Here is a 22,904-nt window from a genome sequence, read left to right on the forward strand (position 1 = left end):
GCGCAGGGTGTGCAGGCGCAGGTGGGTCTCCTGGGCGGCCGGGGTGCGGATCACGCCGACGCCGACCATCCGCAGCGGCTGGCCGAGCCCGCCGTCGACCACGCCGATGCCGCAGCGGGTCAGGCCGGGGTCGACACCAAGCACGCGCACAACCGGCTCCTTGCCACGACGATCACCGAACACCTGTTCGGAGAACAAACCTACCCTGCCGGCGGCGCGCCACCACGGCGACGCGCCGCCCACCGGTCACTCCTCGTCGAGCTCGGCGAGGATGTCGTCGCTGACGTCGCCGTTGGCCCAGACGTTCTGCACGTCGTCGCTGTCCTCGAGGGCGTCGATGACGCGGAACATCTTGCGGGCGCCGTCGGCGTCGAGCTCGACCTGCAGGGTCGGCACGAACGAGGCCTCGGCCGAGTCGTAGTCGATGCCCGCGCCCTGGAGGGCGGTGCGGACGGCGACGAAGTCACCGGCCTCGCTGATGATCTCGAAGGACTCGCCGAGGTCGTTGACCTCCTCGGCGCCGGCGTCGAGGACCACCTCGAGCAGGTCGTCCTCGGTCAGCTCGCCCTTGGGCACGATGACGACGCCCTTGCGGGTGAAGACGTAGGAGACGCTGCCGGGGTCGGCGAGCTGGCCGCCGTTGCGGGTCAGCGCGGTGCGCACCTCGGCCGCCGCCCGGTTGCGGTTGTCGGTGAGGCACTCGATCAGCACGGCCACGCCGTTGGGGGCGTAGCCCTCGTACATGATCGTCTGCCAGTCGGCGCCGCCCGCCTCGGCACCGGAGCCGCGCTTGACGGCGCGGTCGATGTTGTCGTTGGGGACCGAGGTCTTCTTGGCCTTCTGGATGGCGTCGTAGAGCGTCGGGTTGCCCGCCGGGTCACCGCCGCCGGTGCGGGCCGCGACCTCGATGTTCTTGATCAGCTTGGCGAAGAGCTTGCCCCGCTTGGCGTCGATCGCAGCCTTCTTGTGCTTGGTCGTCGCCCACTTGGAGTGGCCGCTCATCGAGTCTCCCTATCCCTGCTCGGTGTCCGTGAAATCCGCCTGATCCTACTGACTGCCGGCCGGCTGCCGGCGGGTGGCTCAGGCGCGGGCAGCGCGCACCATCTGCACGAAGTACTCGTGGACCCGGTGGTCCCCTGTCACCTCGGGGTGGAACGACGTCGCGAGGAGGGTGCCCTGGCGCACGGCGACGATGTGCCCGGCGGCCGGCCCGGCCTCGACGGTGGCGAGCACCTGCACGCCCTCGCCGACCTGCTCCACCCACGGGGCCCGGATGAAGACCGCGCGCACCGGCTCGCCGTCGGCGCCGACGACCTCGGGCATGTGCAGGTCCTCCTCGAAGGAGTCGACCTGCCGGCCGAAGGCGTTGCGGCGCACGGTCATGTCCAGCCCGCCGAGGGTCTGCTGGTCGGGCCGGGCGTCGGCGATCCGGTCGGCCAGCATGATCATCCCGGCGCAGGAGCCGTAGGCCGGCATGCCGTCGGCGATCCGCTTGCGCAGCGGGTCGTAGAGCTCGAACGCCCGCACCATCTTGTCCATCGTCGTCGACTCCCCGCCGGGGATGACGATCGCGTCGACCTCGTCGAGCTCGCGCGGCCGGCGCACGCCGGTGGCCTCGGCGCCGAGGGAGGACAGGACGTGGACGTGCTCGCGGACGTCACCCTGGACGGCCAGCACGCCGATGCGAAGGGGGGAAGAGCTCACGCCTGCCAGCGTATGCCGTGCGGGTGACGCTACGTTGCGGGGTATGTCCCAGCACGCTGACCTGGCTGCCCGCGCGGGCGACCTCGACGCCACGTCCCCCCTGTCCGGCACGCGCGAGCGGTTCCTCCTGCCGGACGGGGTGATCTACCTCGACGGCAACTCCCTCGGGGCCCTGCCCGCGGCCGTGCCCGACGCGGTGCAGGACGTCGTCACCCGCCAGTGGGGCCAGCGCCTGATCCGCTCCTGGAACGAGTTCGACTGGTGGGGCGCCCCCGAGCGCACCGGCGACCGCATCGGCACCCTGGTCGGCGCCGCTCCCGGCCAGGTCGTCGTGACCGACTCGACCTCGGTCAACCTGTTCAAGGTGTTCGTCGCAGCCGCCCGGATGCGCCCCGGTCGGCCGGTGGTGCTCACCGACGGCGGGTCGTTCCCCACCGACCTGCACATCCTGTCCTCGGCCGCCCGGCTGATGGACCTCGAGGTCGTCCGGGTGACCCACGAGGAGGCCGCCGGAGCCATCGCCGCGCACGCCGAGGGCCTGGCCGCGATCGCCTTCTCCCAGGTCGACTACCGCAGCGGCGAGCTGTGGGACCTGCCCGGGCTGACCCGTGCCGCCCACCAGGCCGGGGCGCTTGCCTGCTGGGACCTGTGCCACTCCGCGGGGGTGCACCCGGTCGGCCTGGACGAGCACGAGGTCGACCTCGCGGTCGGCTGCGGCTACAAGTACCTCAACGGCGGGCCGGGCGCGCCGGCGTTCCTCTACGTGGCGGCCCGCCACCAGGACGCCTTCGACCACCCGCTGACCGGCTGGCAGGGCCACGCGGCGCCGTTCGCGATGAGCCCGGACTACGCCCCCGCGCACGGGATCACCCGGGCCAGGGTGGGCACCGCTCCCCTGCTGTCGCTGCTGGGGCTGGAAGCCGCGCTCACGGCATACGACGGGCTGTCCATGGCCGACGTGCGCGCGCACAGCCAGTCGCTGACCGGGTTCTTCCTGGACTGCCTCGACGGCCTCGGGCTCGACCTGCCGGTGGTCACCCCACGGGACCCCGAGCGCCGGGGCTCGCAGGTCTCGCTGCGCCACCCCGAGGCGTATGCCGTGGTGCAGGCGCTGATCGCCCGCGGGGTCATCGGCGACTTCCGCGAGCCGGACGTGGTGCGACTGGGGTTCGCGCCGCTCTACCTGTCCCACGCCGACGTCCTCGCCTCCGCCCGGCACCTGCTGGAGGTGCTGCGGGACAGGGAGTTCGAACGGCCCGAGTTCGCGGCCCGTGCAGCCGTGACCTGACCGCTGCCACGACGGGCCACGGGAGGCCGTCAGAGCAGCATCGGGGGCAGGGCGCCCTCGTGGGTGAGCAGCCACTGCTTGACCGGTAGCCCCCACAGGAAGCCGCCGAGGCTGCCGTCACTGCGCAGCACCCGGTGGCACGGCACGAACAGGGCGACCCGGTTGTCGGCGCAGGCCGCTCCCGCCGCCCGCACCGCCTCGACGTTGCCCGCCTGCCCGGCCAGCTCGGTGTAGGTCAGGGTGCTGCCGGCCGGGGTGGACCGCATCGCCCGCCACGCGGCGGTGATGAACGCACCGCCGTCCTGGACGACCGGCACCGCGTCGATGGCGTCGAGCTCCCCCGCCAGGTAGCGCCGGACGGCCCGGGTGGCCTCCCCCGCCTCGGGCACCGGGCCGCTGACGCGCGCCTGCTCCAGGGCCGGCAGCCGGGCGAGCAGGCCGTCGGCGTCGCTGGTGAAGCCGGCCGCGTGCACGCCGTCGTCGGAGACGGCCATGGTGAACGGCCCGGCTCCGGTGTCGAGCGTGGTCACGGCCAGGGCGCGGCTCATGCCGGCGCCTGCCCGGGCTCGTCGGCCAGGGAGGACCACAGGTGCAGCGCGGCATACGCGCGCCAGGGGCGCCACACCTCGGCCCGGGCGGCCAGCGACCGCGGGTCCAGTGGGCTGCCCAGCCGTTCCAGTGCCTGCCGCAGCCCGAGGTCGGCGGCCGGGAAGGCGTCGGGGTCGCCGAGCGCCCGCATCGCCACGTAGTCGGCCGTCCAGGGTCCCACGCCCCTGAGGGACAGCAGGGCCGAGCGGGTCTGCTGCCGGTCCGCGCCCGGGTCGAGGACGACCGCGCCGGAGGCCATGGCGCTCGCGACCGCCCGCAGGGTGTCCATCCGCCCGGTGGTCAGGCCCAGGCCGGACAGGTCGGCCTCCGCGACCGTCTCGGCCGTGGGGAACAGGTGCGTGACCGAGCCGCTGGGGACGTCCAGCGGCTTGCCGAGCCGCTCGACGAGCCGTCCGGCCAGAGTGCGCGCCCCCTTGACCGTGACCTGCTGGCCGAGGACCGCCCGCACCGCCAGCTCGAAGCCGTCGACGTGCCCGGGCACGCGCAGCCCGGGGCGGCGCTGCACCAGCGGGGCGAGCAGCGGGTCGCGGGACAACGCCCCCGAGACCGCCTCGGGGTCGGCGTCGAGGTCGAACAGCCGGCGCGTGCGCTGCACGGCCGGGGTGAGGTCGCGCAGGTCCGCCAGCCGGAGGCGGGCGGTGACGTGTCCCTCGCCGGGGTGGGGTGTCACGGTCACGACGCCGGTGCCCTGCGGCAGGCGCAGCGCCCGCCGGTAGCTGGTCCCGTCGCACTCCTCCACGCCGGGCACTGCCCGCAGCCGGAGGAAGTCCAGGAGCGGACCGTGGTCCAGCGGCAGCCGGTGGGTCAGCCGCAGCACGATCTCGCCGGTCCCGTCGGTGGCCGTCCGCCGACGCCGGCGCAGGTCGCTCGGCGCGGCGCCGAAGGCCTCGCGGATGCTGTCGTTGAACTGCCGGACGCTGGCGTAGCCGGCCGCGAACGCCACGGACGTGACCGGCAGATCGGTGGCCTCGAGCAGCAGCCGGGCCGTCTGCGCGCGCCGCATGCGGGCCAGCGCGAGCGGGCCGACGCCCACCTCGGCCACCATGACCCGGTGGAGGTGGCGCTCGCTGACGGCCAGCCGACGGGCCAGGGCAGCGACCCCGCCCTCGTCGACCGCACCGTCGTTGACCAGCCGCAGCGCCCGTGCCACGAGGTCCGCCCGCACGTCCCAGTCCGCCGACCCCGGCGCGGCCTCGGGCCGGCACCGCTTGCACGCCCGGAACCCCGCCGCCTGCGCGGCCGCGGCCGTGGTGAAGAACGTGACGTTCTCCGGGTACGGCGTGCGCGCCGGGCAGCTGGGCCGGCAGTAGATGCCGGTCGTGCGCACCGCGGTGAAGAACCGCCCGTCGTGGCGGCGGTCCCGGCTCGCGATCGCCGCGTAGCGGGCCTCGAAGGTCTCGGTCACCCGGCCATCATGGCGCCGCGGCACCCGGCGCACTGGCGGTTTTCGGACGTTGCCGTGGCGCCTGCACCCCGGGCCGGCCGCTCAGAGGGTCGCCGGCAGCCCGAGCTCGGCGAAGAGCTGCGGCCCGAACGTCGTGATCTCGGCGACCAGCCCGTCGCGCACCCGCAGCACGTCGAGCTTGAACGCCCGGTAGGCCGTGTCGCCCGGCCGGCGCAGGTAGCTCCCCGCGGCGGGCATCCGGTTCGCCGCCGTGGGCAGCAGGCGCCAGTCACCGTCGCGCTCGGGGCCGAACGCCCGCTCCAGCAGGGCCGCGACCTGGGCCAGCCCGTCGTAGACCATCGGGTAGGGCGGCATGGTGACCCGCAGGTCCTGCGCCGAGATCGCCACCGCGGCCGCCGCGTCGCACCGCTCGTGCGCCTCGATGAACGCGGCCAGCAGGGCCCGGTCCTGCTCGTCCAGCTCGGGTGCGGACCACTCGCCACGGCGCTGCGGCAGCCGGTCGTGCAGCGTCGCCCGGGCTCGCTGCAGCGCGCTGTTGGCGGCGGGCACGCTGGTGCCGAGCAGGTCCGCGGCCTCGCCAGCCGGCCAGCCCAGCACGTCGCGCACGATGAACGCGGCACGCTGGCGCGGCGGCAGGGCCTGCATCGCCACGAGGAACGCCAGCTCGATCGTCTCCCGGTCGACGGCCACGGCCTCGGGCTGCTCGTCGCTCGGCGCCGCCTCGTCGAGCAGCCGGTCCGGGTAGGGCGTCAGCCACGGCACCTCGGCGTGGCTCGAGGCCGCCACGGGCCGGCGCGACCGGCGCCGGATCGCGTCGAGGCAGACATTCGTGGCGATCCGGTAGAGCCACGCCCGCAGCAGGGCGCCGCCGTCGAAGCCGTCCCGGCCGCGCCAGGCCCGCAGGAACGTCTCCTGCACTGCGTCCTCGGCCTCATCGAACGAGGCGAGCATGCGGTAGCAGTGCACGTGCAGCTCCCGGCGGTGCCGTGCGACCAGCGCCGTGAAGCCGGCCTCACTGAGGTCGGCCATGCTCTCGGCCGGGGCCTGCCCGGCGGCGCTCGCGGGTGGACGGGTCATCAGGGTTCCAGTCTCCATGCCGGTTCAACGTCCGGCACGGCGAGGACTCATCGGTGCCCCGGTGAGCCGGCCACGCGGCATGCCGGGGCAGCCGGGCGGGGAACCGGTCCCGGACAGCGGGCGACCCCGGCACCCACCAGGGGTGCCGGGGTCGCTCACAGACCAGGCGGTATGCCGTGTCGCCGGGTCACCAGCCCCGCTCGGCGAGGCGGTGCGGCTGGGGGATCTCGTCGACGTTGATGCCGACCATCGCCTCGCCCAGGCCGCGGGAGACCTTGGCGATGACGTCGGGGTCGTCGAAGAAGGTCGTGGCCTTGACGATGGCCTCGGCGCGCTGGGCCGGGTTGCCGGACTTGAAGATGCCGGAGCCGACGAAGACGCCCTCGGCGCCGAGCTGCATCATCATCGCGGCGTCGGCCGGGGTGGCGATGCCGCCGGCGGTGAACAGCACCACCGGGAGCTTGCCGGCCTCGGCGACCTCCTTGACCAGCTCGTAGGGGGCCTGGAGCTCCTTGGCCGCGACGTAGAGCTCGTCGGGGCTCATCGAGCGCAGGCGGTTGATCTCGGCACGCAGGGTGCGCATGTGGGTGGTGGCGTTGGAGACGTCACCGGTGCCGGCCTCGCCCTTGGAGCGGATCATGGCCGCGCCCTCGGTGATGCGGCGCAGGGCCTCGCCCAGGTTGGTGGCACCGCAGACGAAGGGGACGGTGAAGGCCCACTTGTCGATGTGGTTGGCGTAGTCGGCCGGGGTGAGGACCTCGGACTCGTCGATGTAGTCGACGCCGAGGGACTGCAGGACCTGGGCCTCCACGAAGTGACCGATGCGGGCCTTGGCCATGACCGGGATGGAGACGGCCTCGATGATGCCGTCGATCATGTCGGGGTCGCTCATGCGCGAGACGCCGCCCTGGGCGCGGATGTCGGCGGGGACCCGCTCGAGGGCCATGACGGCGACGGCGCCGGCGTCCTCGGCGATCTTGGCCTGCTCCGGGGTGACGACGTCCATGATGACGCCGCCCTTGAGCATCTCGGCCATGCCGCGCTTGACGCGCGAGGTGCCAGTGGTGGGTGCGGTGGCGGTGGTGCTCTCTTGCGCAGACACGGCTGAGCCTCTTCTTCGCTGTCTCAGGGTGGTACGGGACTACTCGCCATCGTAGAGGCACTCCCCCGCCGGTCCGTGCCCGGTCAGCGCAGGTGGGGTGCTCGCCACCGGGGCCGGCCGGTCCCCCGCAGCTCGCCCCGCGTGAGGCGCTCAGCCCTCGCGCAGCGCCGCGGGAAGGTCGTCGTCGATCTCGAAGGTCTGCGGCAGGGGCGTGTGGCCGGCGAGGCGGAACCAGCGGACCGCCAGCTTGCGGCGGACCCGGCGCACGTCGATGACGGCGTCGTTCAGGAAGCGCCGCGCCAGCTGCACCCGCTGCCCCGCGGTGGCCAGTCGCTTGAGGGCCAGCGCACCGACCGCGTCGTCGGCGCGCAGGCCGGCCACCACCTCCGGGGTGAGCGCCAGGTGCAGGGCCTCGGACAGCCCGCTCTCGACCACCTCCCGGCCCTGCAGGGCCGCGTCGGTGGACTCGAGGGACTCCGAGGAGGACCCCGCCAGCAGCAGGGCGCTCGCCGGGTCGAGCAGGCCGGTGTTGGCCAGCTCCAGCGTCGCCTCGGCGCGGCGCACCAGCTGGGCGTCCAGCGCGGAGTGGGCACCCTCGACGCGCACGTGCAGCCGGTCGAGGCGGGCCGCGGTGTAGGAGAGGTACCACGCCACCAGCGCGCACGCGGCAAAGACGACGACCACCCAGAACAGCGTGCTCGACATCATGAGGCACCCTCCGCACCCCGGCCGCGCGTCCAGCGCGACCACATCGACGCCGGCTCACTGGCCTGTCGCACCACCGGCGCCCCGGCGGTCACCGTCTCGTAGACCGCCATGACGTCGGCGGCGACCACCGACCAGTCGAAGATGTCGGCGCGCTTGCGTCCGCGAGCGGCCAGGTCGGCCCGCACCGCCGGGTCCTGCAGCAGCAGGACCGCCTCCCGGGCCAGGTCCTCGGCGTCCTCGTTGCGGAAGGTCGCCCCGGCGGTCCCGCCGTCGAGCACCCGCACGAAGGCCGGCAGGTCGCTGGCCAGCACGGGGGCACCGGCGCTCATCGCCTCCGCCAGGACGATGCCGAAGCTCTCGCCCCCGGTGTGCGGCGCCAGGTAGAGGTCGACCGAGGCCAGCAGGCTCGCCTTGTCGGCGTCGCTGACCCCGCCGAGGAACGTGCACGCGGCGGCCGACTCCGGCGACAGGCGCTCGCGGGCCGCGTCGACGTCACCGTGGCCGGCCACGAGCACCCGCACCCCGGGCACGTCCCGCTGGATCAGGGGCAGCGCGCGGCTGAGCACCGGGAGGCCCTTGCGGGGCTCGTCGATCCGGCCCAGGAAGGCGATGGTCGGCGCCCCGGGAGTGCCCTGCCACTCGGGCCGCACCGGCGCCTCGGCGAAACGGGAGACGTAGACCCCGTTGGGGATGACCACGGCGTCACCGCCGAGGTGGGTGGTGACCGTGCGCCGGGCGTCCTCGGAGACCGCGATGCGCCCGTTGATCTTCTCCAGGCTGGGGCGCAGGACGGGGTAGGACGCCTGCATCGCCCGCGAACGCAGGTTGGAGGTGTGGAAGGTCGCCACGACCGGGCCCTCGACCGCCCACAGCGCCAGCAGCGACGTGCTCGGCGTGACCGGCTCGTGGATGTGCACCACGTCGAACCTGCCGCGCTCGATCCACCGCCCGACGCGCCGAGCGGTCACCGGGCCGAACGCCAGCCGGGCCACGGAGCCGTTGTAGCGCACCGGGATCGCCCCGCCCGTGCCCTGGACGTAGTCCGGCAGCGGGGTGCCCTCGTCGGCCGGGGCCAGGACGGACACCTCGTGCCCCTCGGCGATGAAGTGCTCGGCCAGGTCCCGGACGTGGAACTGCACTCCCCCCGGGACGTCGAAGGAGTACGGGCAGACCATGCCGATCCTCACGAGGCCCCCTCGGCGCTCGCCACCGGCGTCCGTGCGGGGTCGAGGTCCTCGACGAACACCCGCTGCATCATGTGCCAGTCCTCGGTGTGCTCGCGCACCGCGGCGGTGAGCGCGTCGGCGCACGCCTGGGTCATCGTGGCGACCTTGTCGCGGGTGGTGCCGCTCGCCGGCACCTCCACCCGGTCGTGGAACACGATGACCAGCTCGTACCCGCGGCCGGTCGCCCGCCGCTCGTAGTGCACCGACACCGGGTGCAGCGCGGCGCCGGTGGTGACGGCCAGCGCGGCCGGGCCGACGGCCATCCGCGCCCGGTGCCCGCAGAAGTCCACCTCGACGCCGCCCGCGGTCAGGTCCCGATCGGCCAGCAACGCGACGAACGCGCTGGCCCGCAACGCCGTGGTCAGCTCCCGGAAGACGTCGGACCCACCGGTCAGCGGCAGGATCCGCATGCCCAGGCGCTCGCGGAAGCCGAGGAACTCGTCATACAGCTCCTCGGGCCTGAGCCGCTCGGCGACGGTGGTGACCGGCGCGAGCTGGGTGGTCGACCAGGCCCCGGCCAGGTCCCAGTTGCCCATGTGCCCGAGGAACATCACGGCCGGCCGCCCGGCGCCGAGGTGCGCCCGCACCGGGGCGTCGCCGACCGTGCGCACCCGGGCGACGAGGTCGGCCTCGGTCAGGTCGGGCAGCCGGAACGCCTCGCACCAGTAGCGCAGGTAGGAGCGCATGCCCGCCCGCACCAGGGCGTCGAGTCCGGCGGCGTCCAGCTCGGGGCGGACCCGGGCGTAGTTGGCCCGCATCCGGGCCACCCCCGAGCCGCCGCGCCGGGCGGCGACGACGGCGATGAGGTCGAACACGGCATACGCGACGCGCTCGGGCAGCCGCCGGACCAGGGACCAGCCGGCCCGGTATGCCGTGAGCCCGGCCCGGTCGGTCAGCCGGCTCACGCGGCCTCGAAGGCCTGGCGGCGCACGGTCAGCATCCGCTGGATGACGGTGATGAAGCTGGCCACCGCCAGCAGCCCGAGCACGACGCCGAGGACGACCTCCGGCAGGCCCAGGCCGACCAGGCCGGTGGCGAGGAGCACCGCCACGAGGCGGTCGGCGCGCTCGGCGATGCCGACGTTGGCGGTCATGCCCAGGCCTTCGGCACGCGCCTTGGCGTAGCTGACCACGCTGCCGAGGATGAGGCAGGCCAGGGCGAGGGAGGCCATGACGGCGCTGTGCCCGGCGGAGGCGTAGTAGAGGACCAGCCCACCGAAGATCGCGCTGTCCCCGACCCGGTCGAGGGTGGAGTCCAGGTAGGCGCCCCACCGGCTCGAGCGCCCGGACAGGCGGGCCATGACGCCGTCGATGGTGTCGGAGAAGACGAAGACGGCGATGACCACGGTGCCGGTGAGGAACCGGTGGAAGGGGTAGAAGGCGAGGGCGCCGACGCACACCCCGACCGTCCCCACGATCGTCACGACATCGGGGCTGATGCCCCACTTGAGGAACAGCCTGGCCACCGGCGTGAAGATGCGGGTGAAGAGGGCGCGCGCGAATCGGTTCAGCATGGTGGCCTCAGACTACTGATCGCGCGCTCAGGGGTTGTGCGGGCGCGGCGATAGGGCAATCGTGTCGACATGAGCGCGAAGAACACCCCGAACTCTCCCGGACCTTCGGCTCGCACGCCGCAGGAGCTGCGCAACGTCGTCCTGGTCGGCAACAGCGGGGGTGGCAAGACGGCGCTGTTCGAGGCCCTGGTCGCGGCCACGACCGCCGACTACCGGCCCAAGGCCGGCGAGGACCGCTCGATCCAGCTGTCCGTGGCCTCGGTCGCCACCGATGCGGCCGGACCGGAGGTGGTCGTCAACCTCATCGACACCCCCGGCTACCCCGACTTCGTCGGTGAGCTGCGGGCGGGACTGCGCGCCGCCGACGCCGCCGTCTTCGTCGTGTCCGCCACCGACGGGGTGGACGGGGCGACGATGCTGCTGTGGGAGGAGTGCGCGGCGGTGGGCATGCCGAGGGCCATCGCGGTCTCCCGGCTGGATGCGAACCGGGCCGACTTCGAGGACACGCTGGCAACCTGCCAGCGTGTTCTTGGTGAGGGGGTGATGCCGCTCTACCTGCCCCTGACCGGTGACGACGGCACCGTCACCGGCAACATCGGCCTCCTGACCCAGCAGGTGCACGACGTCAGCTCCGGCGCTCGCCGCGCCCGGGAGGCCAGCGACGCCGAGCGCACCGCCATCGACTCGCGTCGTTCGGAGCTGATCGAGGCGATCATCCAGGAGTCCGAGGACGACACCCTGCTCGACCGCTACCTCGCCGGTGAGCAGGTCGAGCTCGACACGGTCATCAGCGACCTGCTCACCGCGGTCTCCCGGGGCTCGTTCTACCCCGTCGTGCCGCTGTCGACCCTGGCCGGCGTGGGCGTGCACGAGCTGCTGCACCTCGTCGCCGCCGCCTTCCCGCCACCGACGATGCACCCGCTGCCCAGCGCCACCACACCCGACGGGGACCCGCTGCCGGCGCTGCGCTGCGACCCGTCCGCGCCGCTGGTCGCCGAGGTGGTCCGCACCACCAGCGACCCGTATGTCGGCCGCGTCAGCGTCGTGCGCGTGTTCAGCGGGACGCTGCACCCGGACAGCACGGTCCACGTGTCGGGCCACCTGGAGCGGTTCGCCGGGCACGACATCGAGGGCCACCCCGACCACGACGCCGACGAGAAGGTCGGCGTGCTGTCCTCGCCGCTGGGCGAGGTGCTGCGCCCCAAGGGGCCCGCCATCGCCGGGGACGTCGTCGTCGTGGCCAAGCTGACCCGGGCCGAGACCGCCGACACGTTGAGCGACAAGGACTCCCCCGCCCTGGTCGAGCCTTGGGTGCTGCCGGACCCGCTGCTGCCCGTGGCCATCCACCCGGTCTCCAAGTCCGACGAGGACAAGCTCGCGGCCGCCCTGCAGCGGCTGGTCGCCGAGGACCCGACCATGCGGATGGAGCACAACGCCGAGACCCACCAGGTCGTGCTGTGGACCATGGGGCAGGCCCACGTCGACGTGCTGCTGGAGCGGCTGCGGGAGCGCTACGGCGTCAACGTCGAGGCCGAGCCGCTGAAGGTGGCGCTGCGGGAGACCTTCGTCGCCGCCGCCAGCGGACACGGCCGCCACGTCAAGCAGAGCGGCGGCCACGGGCAGTACGCCATCTGCGACATCACCGTGGAGCCGCTCGAGCGCGGGGCCGGCTTCGAGTTCGTGGACAAGGTGGTCGGCGGGGCGGTGCCCCGGCAGTTCATCCCGAGCGTGGAGAAGGGCGTGCGCGCCCAGCTGGAGAAGGGCGTCATCGCCGGCTACCCGATGGTGGACGTGCGCGTCACCCTCACCGACGGCAAGGCCCACTCGGTGGACTCCAGCGACATGGCGTTCCAGACGGCCGGGGCGCTCGCGCTCCGCGACGCGGCCTCACCCACCACAGTGGTGCTGCTCGAGCCGGTGGACCTGGTCGCCGTCGTCGTCGCGGACGAGCACGTGGGCGCGGTCATGACCGACCTGCAGACCCGGCGCGGCCGCGTCATCGGCACCGAGCCGGGGGTTACCGGCCGCACCGTCATCAACGCCGAGGTCCCGCAGACGGAGATCACCCGCTACGCCATCGACCTGCGCTCGGTGTCGCACGGCACGGGCGTGTTCACGCGGGAGATGCTGCGCTACGAGCCGATGCCGCCGGCGCTGGCCAAGGCCCACCTCGAGGAGCACTGACCGGCAGCGCCACGGACCAGGACGCTCGTGAGGGTCCACACCAACCCGACCTGGTGCCCGCAACGCCGCTAACCCGGCCCGCCACGGTGAGCTTTCGCGGCATACCGGGCAGGACGTCGGGGTGGCACAAGCTGCCCGGGCTCAGCCGCGGGGCCAGGCCTCGACGAGGCGCTGGCGCACGTCCTCGAGCAGCATCGGCAGGGCCTTGGTCTGGCCGATGACCGGCAGGAAGTTGGAGTCGCCGCCCCAGCGCGGGACCACGTGCTGGTGCAGGTGCGCGCGAACCCCGGCGCCGGCCACCGAGCCCTGGTTCATGCCGATGTTGTAGCCGGCCGGGCCAGACGACGCGTCGAGCGCCGCGATGGCGGCCTTGGTCAGTGCGGTGAACTCCGCCGTCTCCTCGTCGGTGAGGTCGACGTAGAGGCTGACGTGGCGGTAGGGGCAGACCAGCACGTGGCCGGGGTTGTACGGGAAGAGGTTCATCACCACGTAGCAGCTCGCGCCACGGTGGACGATCAGCCCCTCGGCGTCGTCCTTGGCGGGCGCGGCGCAGAACGGGCAGCCGTCGCCGGCGTGGTCGGTCGGGCGCTCGCCCTTGATGTAGGCCATGCGGTGCGGCGTCCAGAGCCGCTCGAACCCGTCGGTGACGCCGGCGAACTCCCCGGCGGACTCGGTCGCTCCACCCTCTGCGCGGGCCTGCTCGTCCACGTCCTGCGTCATGCGCCGATCCTATGCAGCGGCGCCGTAGCGTCGCGTCCGGGGCGCTGCCGCCCCACCGAACGGTGAGGTCGGGCGCTGCCCTCAGGGTCGCCTGCGGCGCGGGGCCACCCCTCCCGTTGCGGAGTGCTTGTGGGTCTGTTGTCCATGGGCATCTAGCCTCGGGCCCGTTATCTACGATGCACAGTTCGACGCGTGCGGACCCGGGCGTTGCCGTGGCAGCCGGCGGCACCCGGGAGTTGCGGCGAGCCGGGTCGGCGCATCGGGGCGGTCCTCCCAGGCGGCCGCAGGCAGCGGCGCCACCTGGCCGCCGCGTCGCTGCTGCAACCTCGACCTCGACCTCGACGAGGCAGCTTCCCGGGTCGAGGTCGCTCGTTCGGCCTCGCCGGGTCGTCATGCACGCACCTCTCCCCCGTGGCGCCGTCCCATGAGCTGCCGCACCGGCCCTGCACGGTCCCTGGAAGCAGGAGCCCTTCGGCCACCCCCGGCCCTCAGCGCTTTCGTGCCCCCCTCGGAGACGCGGACGATCCATCCCCCGCGTGGGGCCCGTTATCTGTGGTGCCGTTGGAGCCTAGTGCCCTGTCAGTAGTCGAATATATGTTCGAATCATGCAGGGGGATCTCACGGAGCAGGCAGGCGGCCCGGTCACGGGTGCCCTGGCCGATGCCCTGGGTTCCCTCGACATGGCCCTGACCGACGACACCTGGCGGGTGCCGGAGGGCGGCCTGGGTCTGACCCTGGACCAGCTCGACTCACTGCGCCGAGGCGTTGAGCGGTTGACCCTGGCGCTGGTCGCCGACGCCGACCAGCGCGGCACCGAGGCCGCCTCCTCACTCACCGACTGGGTGGCGGGCCACTCCCCCAGCCTCCCGGTGCGCGAGGCACACCAGCTCGTCACGGTCGCCCGGGCCTGCGCCCAACCCGCTCATGGCCCCCTGGCCGCGGCGGTGCGCTCCGGGGCGATGCCGGCGCGCAAGGCCGCCCGGATGCTTTCGGCGCTGGCCCAGATCCGCCCCTTCGTCGACGCCGCGGACTACGAGGCCGACCAGCACATCCTCATCCCTTTGGCCGTCAACGGCACCGACCGCGAGCTGACCATGGCCACCCGCCACCTGGTCGCCTGGGCCGCGCCCGAGCGCGACACCGAGGCGCTGGCCGCGGCCCAACGCCAGTCCCGGACCCTGCTCGAGCGCCCGGGGGCGGGTGTTGTCACCGAGTTCACCTGGCGCCTGAACCCCGAGGGCGCGGCGTTCGTGCGCGCAGCGGTGGACGCCCTGGGCGAGCCGCCACCCTCCGCGGACGAGCCGGACACCCGCTCCCCGGGCAACGCCGCAGCGACGCCCTCCTGACCGTGCTCCAACGAGGTCTGGCCTCGGCCGACGGCGTGCCGGGCAGCGCCAGCACCAAGGTGGTCGTCACCGTCGACTACGACCAGCTCACCGGGGCCCTGCGTGGCCTGGGTCGCACCCTGACCGACGACCAGCTCACCCCCGCCGCGCTGCGCCGCCTCGCCTGCGACGCCGAGATCCTGCCCACCGTCATGGGCACCGACCCCGCCCCCCTGGACCTCGGCCGCACCACCCGGCTGGCAACACCCGCGCAGCGGCTCGCGCTCTGGCTGCGGGACCGCGGCTGCACCTACCCCGGCTGCTCGATCCCACCCACGTGGTGCGACGCCCACCACGTCCTCCACTGGTGCGACGGCGGCCCAACCGACCTGGGCAACCCGACAATTCGTTAAGACACTGTGGCGCGGGATCCCATTTGATTAGGCGTCCGGATGTGGCCAAGGAGAGGCACACTGTGGCCGTTCGCGTTTCGCGGTCATGAGGGGGAAGCGATGTTCTGGCTGTGGTTCTTGGCGTCTATCACGCTGCTATTCAGCGTGTGCGCCGCGATTGTTCGTCGCAGGGGGAGTTCCCGGGGCGAACGTGCTCTTGACGCCGACGCGGGTCGAAACGAAGCCCAGTCCTGGGCTCGAACCAAGGAGAGCGGCCTCGGATAGACGCAGCGGCCCTGATGTTTGCGCTGGTCATGTGTGCCCCGCCCCCTGATCCATTGCCAAGTTGGCCGATCTGGGCGGGGGTCAAGGGTCGAGCTTGCTCGATCACGAAGTGACGCGCAGCGCCCTTGATGCGCGGTCGGTCGGGCCCCAATCTGTGGGAGCAGGGGGCGGGGCTGGTGAGGTGTCGAGGACGGGCGCTGGGCGGGTTGTGGTTGGTCCGCGGGGCGCGGTCGACGCCGCAGCCGAGGACGGCGCGCCAGCGCCGCCCGCAGGCGGAGGCAGAGGCCGCGGAGGAGCGGGCCTGGGCGCCGGCGGAGCCGGCGCTCTTCACTTGAAGCAGCAACGAAACTCGTCGGCCGTCGAACCGGGCTCCGAGGACGTGGATCCGCCCGCCCAAGGCGCGGCTTGGGCGGGCGGATGCGCCATCTAGAGTCTCGTGCTTTGGTCAGTCGTCGTTCTCCCCGGCGGGGCCGTGGTCGCCCTCGTTGAAGGCGAAGACGACGGTGGCCGCGATTGGCTGGCTAGTGGCGGGGGTAGAGGTCTGGTCTTCGTTTTCCCCGTCTTCGTCGCCGCTGGGCGTGCTCGCGGGAGCGGACCCGTCGGCGCCGACGACGAGGACCTTGTCGCCGACCGTCGGGAAGGACGCCGTCTGCTGGTCATTGCCGTTGACGACAACGTCAGCGTTGGTGGTGTCCACGGCGATGCCGGTGTCGCTGTCCCCTCCGCCGATCGTGAGGCTGTTGGCGGACTGGTCGGCGGCGCTGACATCGCCGCCGGCAACCAGGGGCTTGCTGGCGTAGCTGAACACCTTCGCCGCAGCGAAGGTGCCCTGGTCTTCTTCACCGAGCACCACGAGGTACTCGCCGGGCGTCACTCCTGAAGCGTCGCTGGCGACCCCAGAGAAGGTTGCAGCCGACGTGTCGACGACCAGGCCGTGCTCGCCGTCCTGGCCTTCGTGGTCACCGTCGGCTTCCTCGCGGGGTGTCAGGGTGACCAGCGTCCCGCTGACGGCGGAGACCTGGCCGAGCACGGCGCGCGCCGGAAGCGGGCTAACCGCCTGCACGCTGGCCGACGTGATCGTGGTGCCGTCGGTGGTGCTCCCGGTGGCGGTGATCAAGTCCCCCGGCCGCGGAGCCATCGCCGCGCCGAAAGCGTGGTGCTGGGCGGCTGCCTTCGGGGCTGCGAGCACGACTGTCGTCACGCGGTTGTGCGACGTGCGCTTGCCGGCCGTCACGTCGTGGGCGAGAACCGTCAGGCGGTTCCCGGCTTGGCGGACGACCACGCCGTGCACCTTGGCCTTGGTCGTGTGGGTCTTGGTCACTTTGACCTTGGCCGTCTTGGCTACGTGGCTGGGGTGTGTGTGGTGAGAGGCAGCTGTGGCTGGACCCGCTGCTGCGACAAGCGTCGCGATGGTGGCTACGGTGGCCGCGGCCAGCCGAGGGGAGACTGGAGGCATTGGCTTCCTTCCGCGAGAACGCGTGATGGGGGTTCGCCTTGGAGGTCGCCGCGCTAAGGCATTGGGTTGCGGTCGTCCCACGTGGCATTGGGACGTTAGGACCGGCTGCGATTGCCCGGTGTGGACTTTGCGCAATCTGGATCTTGGTAAAGAAAGTGGCAGATTGACGCTGGCGTAAAGGATTCATACAGAAAGCGTCTCTCTGCTTTCGGAAACGCGTCGCCGCCTTGCTGTCGGCGGTGAGAGGTAGACAAGCCGCAGTCTGCGAGAGGAGCGCAATATGGGGCAGCGCGCGAGCCGACGGCGTCAGCGGGAGCGAGCCCGAGCGGCCTGTTAGCCAAACGCGCGCGGGACGCCGGCATTGGGGGCGTCCGGATTCGGCGATCTCCAGCCTCTTGCGCCGTCCCGTCGCCGCTTGGCATCGCTCTCGTTGGCCGCCACCGCGCTGAGAAGCCTTGCTACTAGAAGCCCGTCGCCGCTGCCCAGATTGAAGTCGCCGTGCAACGTCACCACGTCGGTCACGTTCGCCGCCGCACAGGTCTGCACGAACTCCTCGAGTTCGATCGGCCTGCGGTGCAGGCGGTCAAGGTGCCAGACGATCACCGCGTCCCGAGTGCCCGAGCGAAGGTCGGCGAGCATTCGTCGGTAGGCAGGCCGGGGTTTGCCGCTGCATGCGCTGATGTCGTCGTCGACGTACTCCTCGGCGACGGTCCATCCACGACGCTCGGCTCCTGCCTGCAGTCGGTCAGTTGTCGAAGGACGCCCAGCCCCGTCTCCCTCCCTGTCCTGGGAGATGCGCGCGTAGATGGCGACAGCCTTCTACATGCCGGTGACACTAACGAACAGTCGTGAACCTCGCCCTGCTCTGCGGCCGGCACCACACCGTCGTGCACGAGCGCGGACTGACCGCGACTGTCACCGCCTCCGGGGTCACCTGGCACACCTGACCCCCCTGCCCCGCGACCCGCCCGAGCCGGCGGGCCGCCGAGGCCTGTCCGGACCAGGGCATGAGCCCTGGGTCCCCTTCTTCTCGTGCCCGGTGGTGGTCGGTGCCCGGTGGTGGTCGGCGCCCGGTGGTGGTCGGTGCCCGGTTTGGCCCGTGGCCGTGCTTCGCCCCCGTCGAGCCCGCGGTCCACGTCCAGGAGCGGGCCCCCGGTTCGGGTCCGTGTAGGTGCGCGCCGACCCGGACAACGGAGACGATGGCCACGTGGGCAGACATCGGTTCGTGCCCGGCGCGCTGGCGGCGCTGGGGATCGGCGCAGGCATGCTCGCCGCTGCGCGAAACCGGCACCTGTCCCCCCGCACCACTGCCACCGACCGCGCGAGGGCGCTTCCCGGGGACGACCTGGTCGCCGACGCCACGGTGGTCATGGATCGGGTCGGCCTGCTCCCCGCCCCACCGCAAGAGGTCTGGCCGTGGCTGCTCCAGCTGGGCAAGGGCCGGGCCGGGTGGTACCTCCCTGCCTGGCTCGAGATGGTCGTGCCACCCCGGCGCCGCGGGTTGCGTCACCTCGACCACTCGCTGCTGGAGGTGGCCCCCGGTGACCGCGTCCCTGACTGGGGTCCGGGCACGCCGGAGCTCGAGGTCGTCACGGTCACGGCACCGTCCGCACTGGTCTTCTCCTCACTGCGCGACCGCCGGGACGGCTGGCGCTGGCCGCAGGAGGGCCGGGCTGCGGACCCCGCGGTCCTGGCCATGAGCTGGGCGCTCCAGCTCGACCCTGCAGAGGGCGATCGCACCCGGTTGCACCTGCGGGTCCGACTGCGGATGCGGCACCCCACGGGCCCGGCCGCCCGGCTCGGTGACCTGCTCGACGCGCTCACCACCGGGCTGCTGATCGCGGGCCTGTCCGAACGACTTCGCCACAGCGCGGCCGCCACCCGGGGAAGCTGACCGCGGGCGCTGGAGCGAGCTCGCCGGCGCGTCCGTGCCGTGCGTCCCGGTGCTGCTGCGCGGCATACCGGTGGTGCGGCGAGCCGCGGCGTCGCGACGACCGGCACGGATGCCACGCGCTGGCTAAGGTGCGAAGCATGGCTCTCGCGCGCTTTCGCAAGGTCTGCCTCGACGCCCAGGACCCAGCCAGGCTCGGCGCCTTCTGGGCGGCCGCGCTGGGTCGCACCTTCGAGCCGGACGGCCGCGGCGAGGGCGGGGTGTTCGGGCCGGCACCGGGGCACACCCTGTGGTTCAACGCGGTGCCGCAGCCCCGGGAGGTCAAGCACCGGGTGCACCTGGACATCTACGCCCGTGACCTGGCCGACCTGGAGGCCCTCGGCGCGACCGTGGTGCTGCCCGAGGGTGACGACCGCCGCTGGACGGTGATGGCCGACCCCGAGGGAGGAGAGCTGTGCGCCTTCCTTCGGGAGGAGCTGCCGGCCGAGCGGCTGCACGGGCTGGTCGTCGACAGCGCGGACCCGGCGGCCCAGGCCCGCTGGTGGGCGCAGGTGCTCGGCGGGGACGTGGTGGACGACCCGCGCGGCTTCTCCACCGTCGAGCACGTGCCGGGCATGCCGATCCAGACGTTCGACTTCGTGCCCGTGCCCGAGCCGAAGTCGGCGCCCAACCGGATCCACTGGGACACCACGGCTGCCGACGTCCAGCCGCTGCTCGACGCCGGGGCCACCCTGCTGCGCGAGCCGGGCGGCGACGTCCTCTGGCACGTGCTCGCCGACCCTGAGGGCAACGAGTTCTGCGTGATGCCCGAGAGCTGACCGGGCGCCGGGTGTCGATCCGGCCGTGAGGCGTTCGTACAGGGGGTGAGAGCCGGCACCGGGCCGGACGACCCGAGGAGGGACACCACCATGAAGCAGTACCTGCTGAGCATCTACCAGCCCGACGGCCCCGTCCCGTCCGCGGACGTGCTCGAGGCGGTCGGCCGCGAGCTGCACGCACTCAACGAGGACATCAAGGCCGCGGGCTCCTGGGTCTTCACCGGCGGCCTGCACGACCCGTCCAGCGCCACCGTGGTGCGCGTCCGCGACGGCGAGGTCCTCACGACCGACGGCCCCTACGTCGAGGGCCGGGAGCACCTCGGCGGCCTGTGGGTGGTCAACGCTCCCGACCTCGACGTCGCCCTCGGCTGGGCCGAGCGCGCCTCCCGCGCCACCACCCTGCCGATCGAGGTCCGCCCGTTCCACGACCGTGCCGAGTACTGACCGGCCAGCGGGCCAACCGCCGCCGGGCCCACACCCGGACCCGGCACCGACCGTCACCGCGGAGGACGTCGGCCGCGTCTTCCGCAGCGAGTACGGGCGCGCCGTGGCCGTCCTCACCCGCGTCCTCGGCGGCATCGACGCCGCCGAGGACGCGGTCCAGGAGGCGTTCGCCGCCGCCCTGACCACCTGGCCCCGCACCGGTATGCCGCCCAGCCCGCCCGGGTGGGTCATTACCACCGCCCGGAACAAGGGCATCGACCGGCTCCGGCGTGAGGCCACCCGCGAGGACCGGCAGGCGCGGGCCGCGCTGCTGGACGCCCAGCTGCAGCCGGAGGAACCCACCAAGGAGGGGCCCGTGCGCGACGACCGGCTCCGGCTGCTGTTCACCTGCTGCCACCCCGCCCTTTCCCGCGCCGCCCAGGTGGCCCTGACGCTGAGGCTTCTCGGCGGGCTCACCACCGCCGAGATCGCCCGCGCGTTCCTCGTGCCCGAGCCGACCATGGCCCAGCGGCTCGTCCGGGCCAAGGCCAAGATCCGTGACGCCGGCATCCCCTACCGCGTCCCACGGGAGGCCGACCTGCCCGATCGGTTGCGGGCCGTGCTCGCGGTGGTCTACCTCGTCTACAACGAGGGCTGGAGCGCGAGCTCGGGCGCGGAGCTGGTGCGCGAGGACCTCTGCGCAGAGGCGATCCGGCTCGGCCGGCTGCTCGTCGAGCTCATGCCCGACGAGCCCGAAGCAGTGGGGCTGCTCGCCCTGATGCTGCTGCTGGAGTCCCGGCGCCCGGCCCGGACCACGCCCGAGGGCGACCTCGTCCTGCTCGCCGACCAGGACCGTGGCCGCTGGGACGGCGCGCTCGTCGCCGAAGGCCAGCAGCTGGTCCGCCAGTGCCTGCGCCGCGACCGGCCCGGGCCCTACCAGGTGCAGGCCGCCATCAACGCCGTGCACAGCGACGCGGCCACCGAAGCGGACACCGACTGGCGGCAGGTGCTGGCGCTCTACGACCTGCTCCTCGCCCTCTCCCCTACTCCCGTCGTGGCGCTCCACCGCGCCGTGGCCCTCGCGGAGGTGGAGGGCCTGGCACCGGCACTGGAGGTGGTCGACGAGCTCGACCTGGGCGGCTACCTCGTGTTCCACGCCGTCCGCGCCGACCTGCTGCGCCGGCTCGGCCGCCGGGACGAGGCGGCGGCCGCCTACGACGCAGCCCTGGTCCTGGCCGGGAACGCGCGTGAACGGGCCTTCCTGGAGCATCGCCGGGGCGAGGTCGGCGCGACCTGACCGGCGCCCGCTGACTCCTCCTGGCGGTGGACCCCGGTCAGATGGGTTGCGTCGGAAGGGGCTGGGGGCCCGGCGCGGAACCGGGGAACCGGGGCACCAGCAGGGCCTTCGTCCAGACGAGGACCCCCGCTGCACTCCGTGCCGGGGACGTGAGGGTGACGTGAGTCCCCGGGACGCGGCGGAAGTGCCCGACCGCGCAGCTGGGTGTGCAGTCGTTGTACACCAGCGTGCCGACCGCTGTGGCTCTGGTGGACGTCCACCCCGTCCAATGCAGCCCCTCCAGCACCTCGTTGGCGTCGGCGCAGGCCAGCGTGATCTCCGGTGGCGCCACGCTCGGCGACCGGCAGTCGCCATAGACCTCCACCTGTCCCCCCGGGACCCGGGCCGGCGACGGGGAGACCGGCGCCGGAAGGGTGCGCGCGGACACGGCCACTGCAGCGGACCGCGTCGTGGCCGAGGATGGGTGCGGGGCACTCGTCGCCGCGTTCGAGGTTTGCGCGCCATCGGCGACAGGCCGCCCCGCGGCGCCGCCGGTGGCGGTGCAACCCGCGGTCAGGAGCAACGCCACGCCCGCGAGCACCCGAGGCCGTGATGACATCCGCTGTTCCCCCCTTCGGAGACTGGGTCAATTGAACCCGGCTACGAGCCGCCTTGGCGAAGGATTCACGAACCTGATGCCGCCGGCCGCGTCCTGGGAGCCCCGGAGCCCTGCATCACACCAGGATCCAGCTGCCCCCGAGCAGCAGCGCCCCGACGGTGACGACGAGGAAGACGCCCACCCAGGCCAGCCCGGGCAAGTGGGTCAGCCGGGCGAGCTGGTCGGCGTCCGAGCCAGCACCCGCGCCCCGGGACCGCTGCACCTGCAGCTCGGCGACCGTCCTGGGCGCGGCCAGCAGCAGGAACCACGTCACGAGGTAGGCGAACGCCGACTGCGCCTGCGTGGGCAGGAACCACGACACCACGAAGACCACGGCACCACTGACCAGCACCGACCACAGGCCGAAGAAGTTGCGGATCTGCAGCAGCAGCAACGCCAGCAGCAGGAGCAGACCCCACAACAGGCCGACCGCGTGCCCGGCGCCCAGCAGGGCGGCAGCGCCCAGGCCGACCAGCCCGGGACCGACATAGCCCGCCGCCAGGGTGAGCACCATGCCCGGGCCGCGCGGCCGGCCGCGCGAGACGGTCAGCCCGGAGGTGTCCGAGTGCAGCCGGATCCCGCTGAGGCGGCGGCCGGTCAGCACCGCGGCCACACCGTGCGCGCCCTCGTGGGCGATCGTCACCGCGTGCCGGGTCAGCGACCACGCCGGCGCCCAGAGCACCAGCACCAGCGCGACCACCGCCGCGCCGAGCACGACGTTCGAGCCTGGGGCGGGCTGCACGGCATACATGCGCTGCCACACCTCGTGCACGACGTCCACGTCGGATCACCCTCTCGGTTGTTGGGAACCGGGCGGCCCCGGACACCTGGGGTGTCCGGGGCC

23 protein-coding genes are annotated in these 22,904 nt (G+C 73.1%); 8 read left to right on the plus strand and 15 right to left on the minus strand.

The features are described 5' to 3' along the window. The 3 genes from VF825_RS14470 to pdxT form a co-directional block, all read right to left on the minus strand. The coding region (locus VF825_RS14470; RefSeq protein ID WP_331114550.1) for a crossover junction endodeoxyribonuclease RuvC at nt 1–150 on the minus strand (150 nt) is incomplete at its 3' end. A gap of 96 nt (nt 151–246) precedes the next feature. Continuing rightward, on the minus strand, nt 247–1,002 hold the full coding sequence (locus tag VF825_RS14475; protein ID WP_331114509.1) for a YebC/PmpR family DNA-binding transcriptional regulator: 756 nt from the start codon (nt 1,000–1,002) through the stop codon (nt 247–249). A gap of 78 nt (nt 1,003–1,080) precedes the next feature. Next, on the minus strand, nt 1,081–1,704 hold the full coding sequence (gene pdxT, locus VF825_RS14480) for a pyridoxal 5'-phosphate synthase glutaminase subunit PdxT (protein WP_331114511.1): 624 nt from the start codon (nt 1,702–1,704) through the stop codon (nt 1,081–1,083). 43 nt (nt 1,705–1,747) lie between these two features. On the opposite strand from pdxT, the gene kynU reads away from it, so the two are divergent. Further along, a complete protein-coding gene (gene kynU, locus VF825_RS14485; RefSeq protein WP_331114513.1) occupies nt 1,748–2,992 on the plus strand; it encodes a kynureninase in 1,245 nt (414 codons plus the stop codon). Nucleotides 2,993–3,021: 29 nt separating this feature from the next. On the opposite strand, the gene VF825_RS14490 is transcribed toward kynU, so the two are convergent. The 8 genes from VF825_RS14490 to pgsA form a co-directional block, all read right to left on the minus strand. Continuing rightward, nucleotides 3,022–3,540, minus strand: coding sequence for a methylated-DNA--[protein]-cysteine S-methyltransferase (locus VF825_RS14490; RefSeq protein ID WP_331114515.1), 519 nt, complete (start codon nt 3,538–3,540; stop codon nt 3,022–3,024). Next, on the minus strand, nt 3,537–5,006 hold the full coding sequence (locus VF825_RS14495) for a DNA-3-methyladenine glycosylase 2 family protein (RefSeq protein WP_331114517.1): 1,470 nt from the start codon (nt 5,004–5,006) through the stop codon (nt 3,537–3,539). The genes VF825_RS14490 and VF825_RS14495 overlap by 4 nt, the downstream gene beginning before the upstream one ends. An 81-nt stretch (nt 5,007–5,087) precedes the next feature. Further along, nucleotides 5,088–6,083: an RNA polymerase subunit sigma-70 gene (locus VF825_RS14500; RefSeq protein WP_331114519.1), complete on the minus strand. Its 996-nt coding sequence runs from the start codon at nt 6,081–6,083 to the stop codon at nt 5,088–5,090. A 187-nt stretch (nt 6,084–6,270) separates the two neighbouring features. Next, a complete protein-coding gene (pdxS, locus tag VF825_RS14505) occupies nt 6,271–7,185 on the minus strand; it encodes a pyridoxal 5'-phosphate synthase lyase subunit PdxS (RefSeq protein ID WP_331114521.1) in 915 nt (304 codons plus the stop codon). A 150-nt stretch (nt 7,186–7,335) separates the two neighbouring features. After that, on the minus strand, nt 7,336–7,890 hold the full coding sequence (locus VF825_RS14510) for a hypothetical protein (protein ID WP_331114523.1): 555 nt from the start codon (nt 7,888–7,890) through the stop codon (nt 7,336–7,338). Then, on the minus strand, nt 7,890–9,080 hold the full coding sequence (locus tag VF825_RS14515) for a glycosyltransferase family 4 protein (protein WP_331114525.1): 1,191 nt from the start codon (nt 9,078–9,080) through the stop codon (nt 7,890–7,892). The genes VF825_RS14510 and VF825_RS14515 overlap by 1 nt, the downstream gene beginning before the upstream one ends. Then, nucleotides 9,077–10,024 carry a phosphatidylinositol mannoside acyltransferase gene (locus VF825_RS14520; protein ID WP_331114527.1) on the minus strand — a complete coding sequence of 316 codons (948 nt, stop codon included), beginning with the start codon at nt 10,022–10,024 and terminating at the stop codon, nt 9,077–9,079. Before VF825_RS14520 ends, VF825_RS14515 begins: the two co-directional genes overlap by 4 nt. Then, entirely contained in the window at nt 10,021–10,632 is a 612-nt protein-coding gene (pgsA, locus tag VF825_RS14525) for a phosphatidylinositol phosphate synthase (RefSeq protein WP_331114529.1), read from the minus strand. Before pgsA ends, VF825_RS14520 begins: the two co-directional genes overlap by 4 nt. Nucleotides 10,633–10,701: 69 nt before the next feature. On the opposite strand from pgsA, the gene VF825_RS14530 reads away from it, so the two are divergent. After that, nucleotides 10,702–12,816: an elongation factor G-like protein EF-G2 gene (locus VF825_RS14530; RefSeq protein ID WP_331114531.1), complete on the plus strand. Its 2,115-nt coding sequence runs from the start codon at nt 10,702–10,704 to the stop codon at nt 12,814–12,816. A 141-nt stretch (nt 12,817–12,957) separates the two neighbouring features. Here the strand turns inward: VF825_RS14530 and VF825_RS14535 are convergent, their stop codons facing one another. Next, complete coding sequence (locus VF825_RS14535) at nt 12,958–13,536, minus strand: HIT domain-containing protein (RefSeq protein ID WP_331114533.1); 579 nt, start codon at nt 13,534–13,536, stop codon at nt 12,958–12,960. 605 nt (nt 13,537–14,141) lie between these two features. On the opposite strand from VF825_RS14535, the gene VF825_RS14540 reads away from it, so the two are divergent. Further along, complete coding sequence (locus tag VF825_RS14540; protein WP_331114535.1) at nt 14,142–14,882, plus strand: hypothetical protein; 741 nt, start codon at nt 14,142–14,144, stop codon at nt 14,880–14,882. 2 nt (nt 14,883–14,884) lie between these two features. After that, nucleotides 14,885–15,274: an HNH endonuclease signature motif containing protein gene (locus VF825_RS14545; RefSeq protein ID WP_331114537.1), complete on the plus strand. Its 390-nt coding sequence runs from the start codon at nt 14,885–14,887 to the stop codon at nt 15,272–15,274. A gap of 709 nt (nt 15,275–15,983) precedes the next feature. Here the strand turns inward: VF825_RS14545 and VF825_RS14550 are convergent. Continuing rightward, nucleotides 15,984–16,859: a hypothetical protein gene (locus VF825_RS14550; RefSeq protein WP_331114539.1), complete on the minus strand. Its 876-nt coding sequence runs from the start codon at nt 16,857–16,859 to the stop codon at nt 15,984–15,986. A gap of 468 nt (nt 16,860–17,327) precedes the next feature. Beyond that, nucleotides 17,328–17,801, minus strand: coding sequence for a recombinase family protein (locus VF825_RS14555; protein WP_331114552.1), 474 nt, complete (start codon nt 17,799–17,801; stop codon nt 17,328–17,330). A 400-nt stretch (nt 17,802–18,201) separates the two neighbouring features. On the opposite strand from VF825_RS14555, the gene VF825_RS14560 reads away from it, so the two are divergent. From VF825_RS14560 to VF825_RS14575, 4 genes are all read left to right on the plus strand, one after another. Then, nucleotides 18,202–18,888 carry a hypothetical protein gene (locus VF825_RS14560; RefSeq protein ID WP_331114541.1) on the plus strand — a complete coding sequence of 229 codons (687 nt, stop codon included), beginning with the start codon at nt 18,202–18,204 and terminating at the stop codon, nt 18,886–18,888. Between the two features lie 137 nt (nt 18,889–19,025). After that, the gene (locus tag VF825_RS14565) at nt 19,026–19,703 is read left to right on the plus strand and encodes a VOC family protein (protein ID WP_331114543.1); all 678 of its coding nucleotides are present in this window, start codon (nt 19,026–19,028) and stop codon (nt 19,701–19,703) included. A gap of 90 nt (nt 19,704–19,793) precedes the next feature. After that, nucleotides 19,794–20,147, plus strand: a complete 354-nt coding sequence (locus tag VF825_RS14570; RefSeq protein ID WP_331114545.1) for a YciI family protein — start codon at nt 19,794–19,796, stop codon at nt 20,145–20,147. Between the two features lie 103 nt (nt 20,148–20,250). Next, on the plus strand, nt 20,251–21,423 hold the full coding sequence (locus VF825_RS14575) for an RNA polymerase sigma factor (protein ID WP_331114547.1): 1,173 nt from the start codon (nt 20,251–20,253) through the stop codon (nt 21,421–21,423). Between the two features lie 713 nt (nt 21,424–22,136). On the opposite strand, the gene VF825_RS14580 is transcribed toward VF825_RS14575, so the two are convergent. Then, a complete protein-coding gene (locus VF825_RS14580) occupies nt 22,137–22,841 on the minus strand; it encodes a M50 family metallopeptidase (RefSeq protein WP_414695869.1) in 705 nt (234 codons plus the stop codon). Between the last annotated feature and the right edge of the window lie 63 nt (nt 22,842–22,904).

It is taken from the genome of Oryzihumus sp. (assembly GCF_036391795.1).
Classification (GTDB): Bacteria; Actinomycetota; Actinomycetes; order Actinomycetales; family Dermatophilaceae; genus Oryzihumus.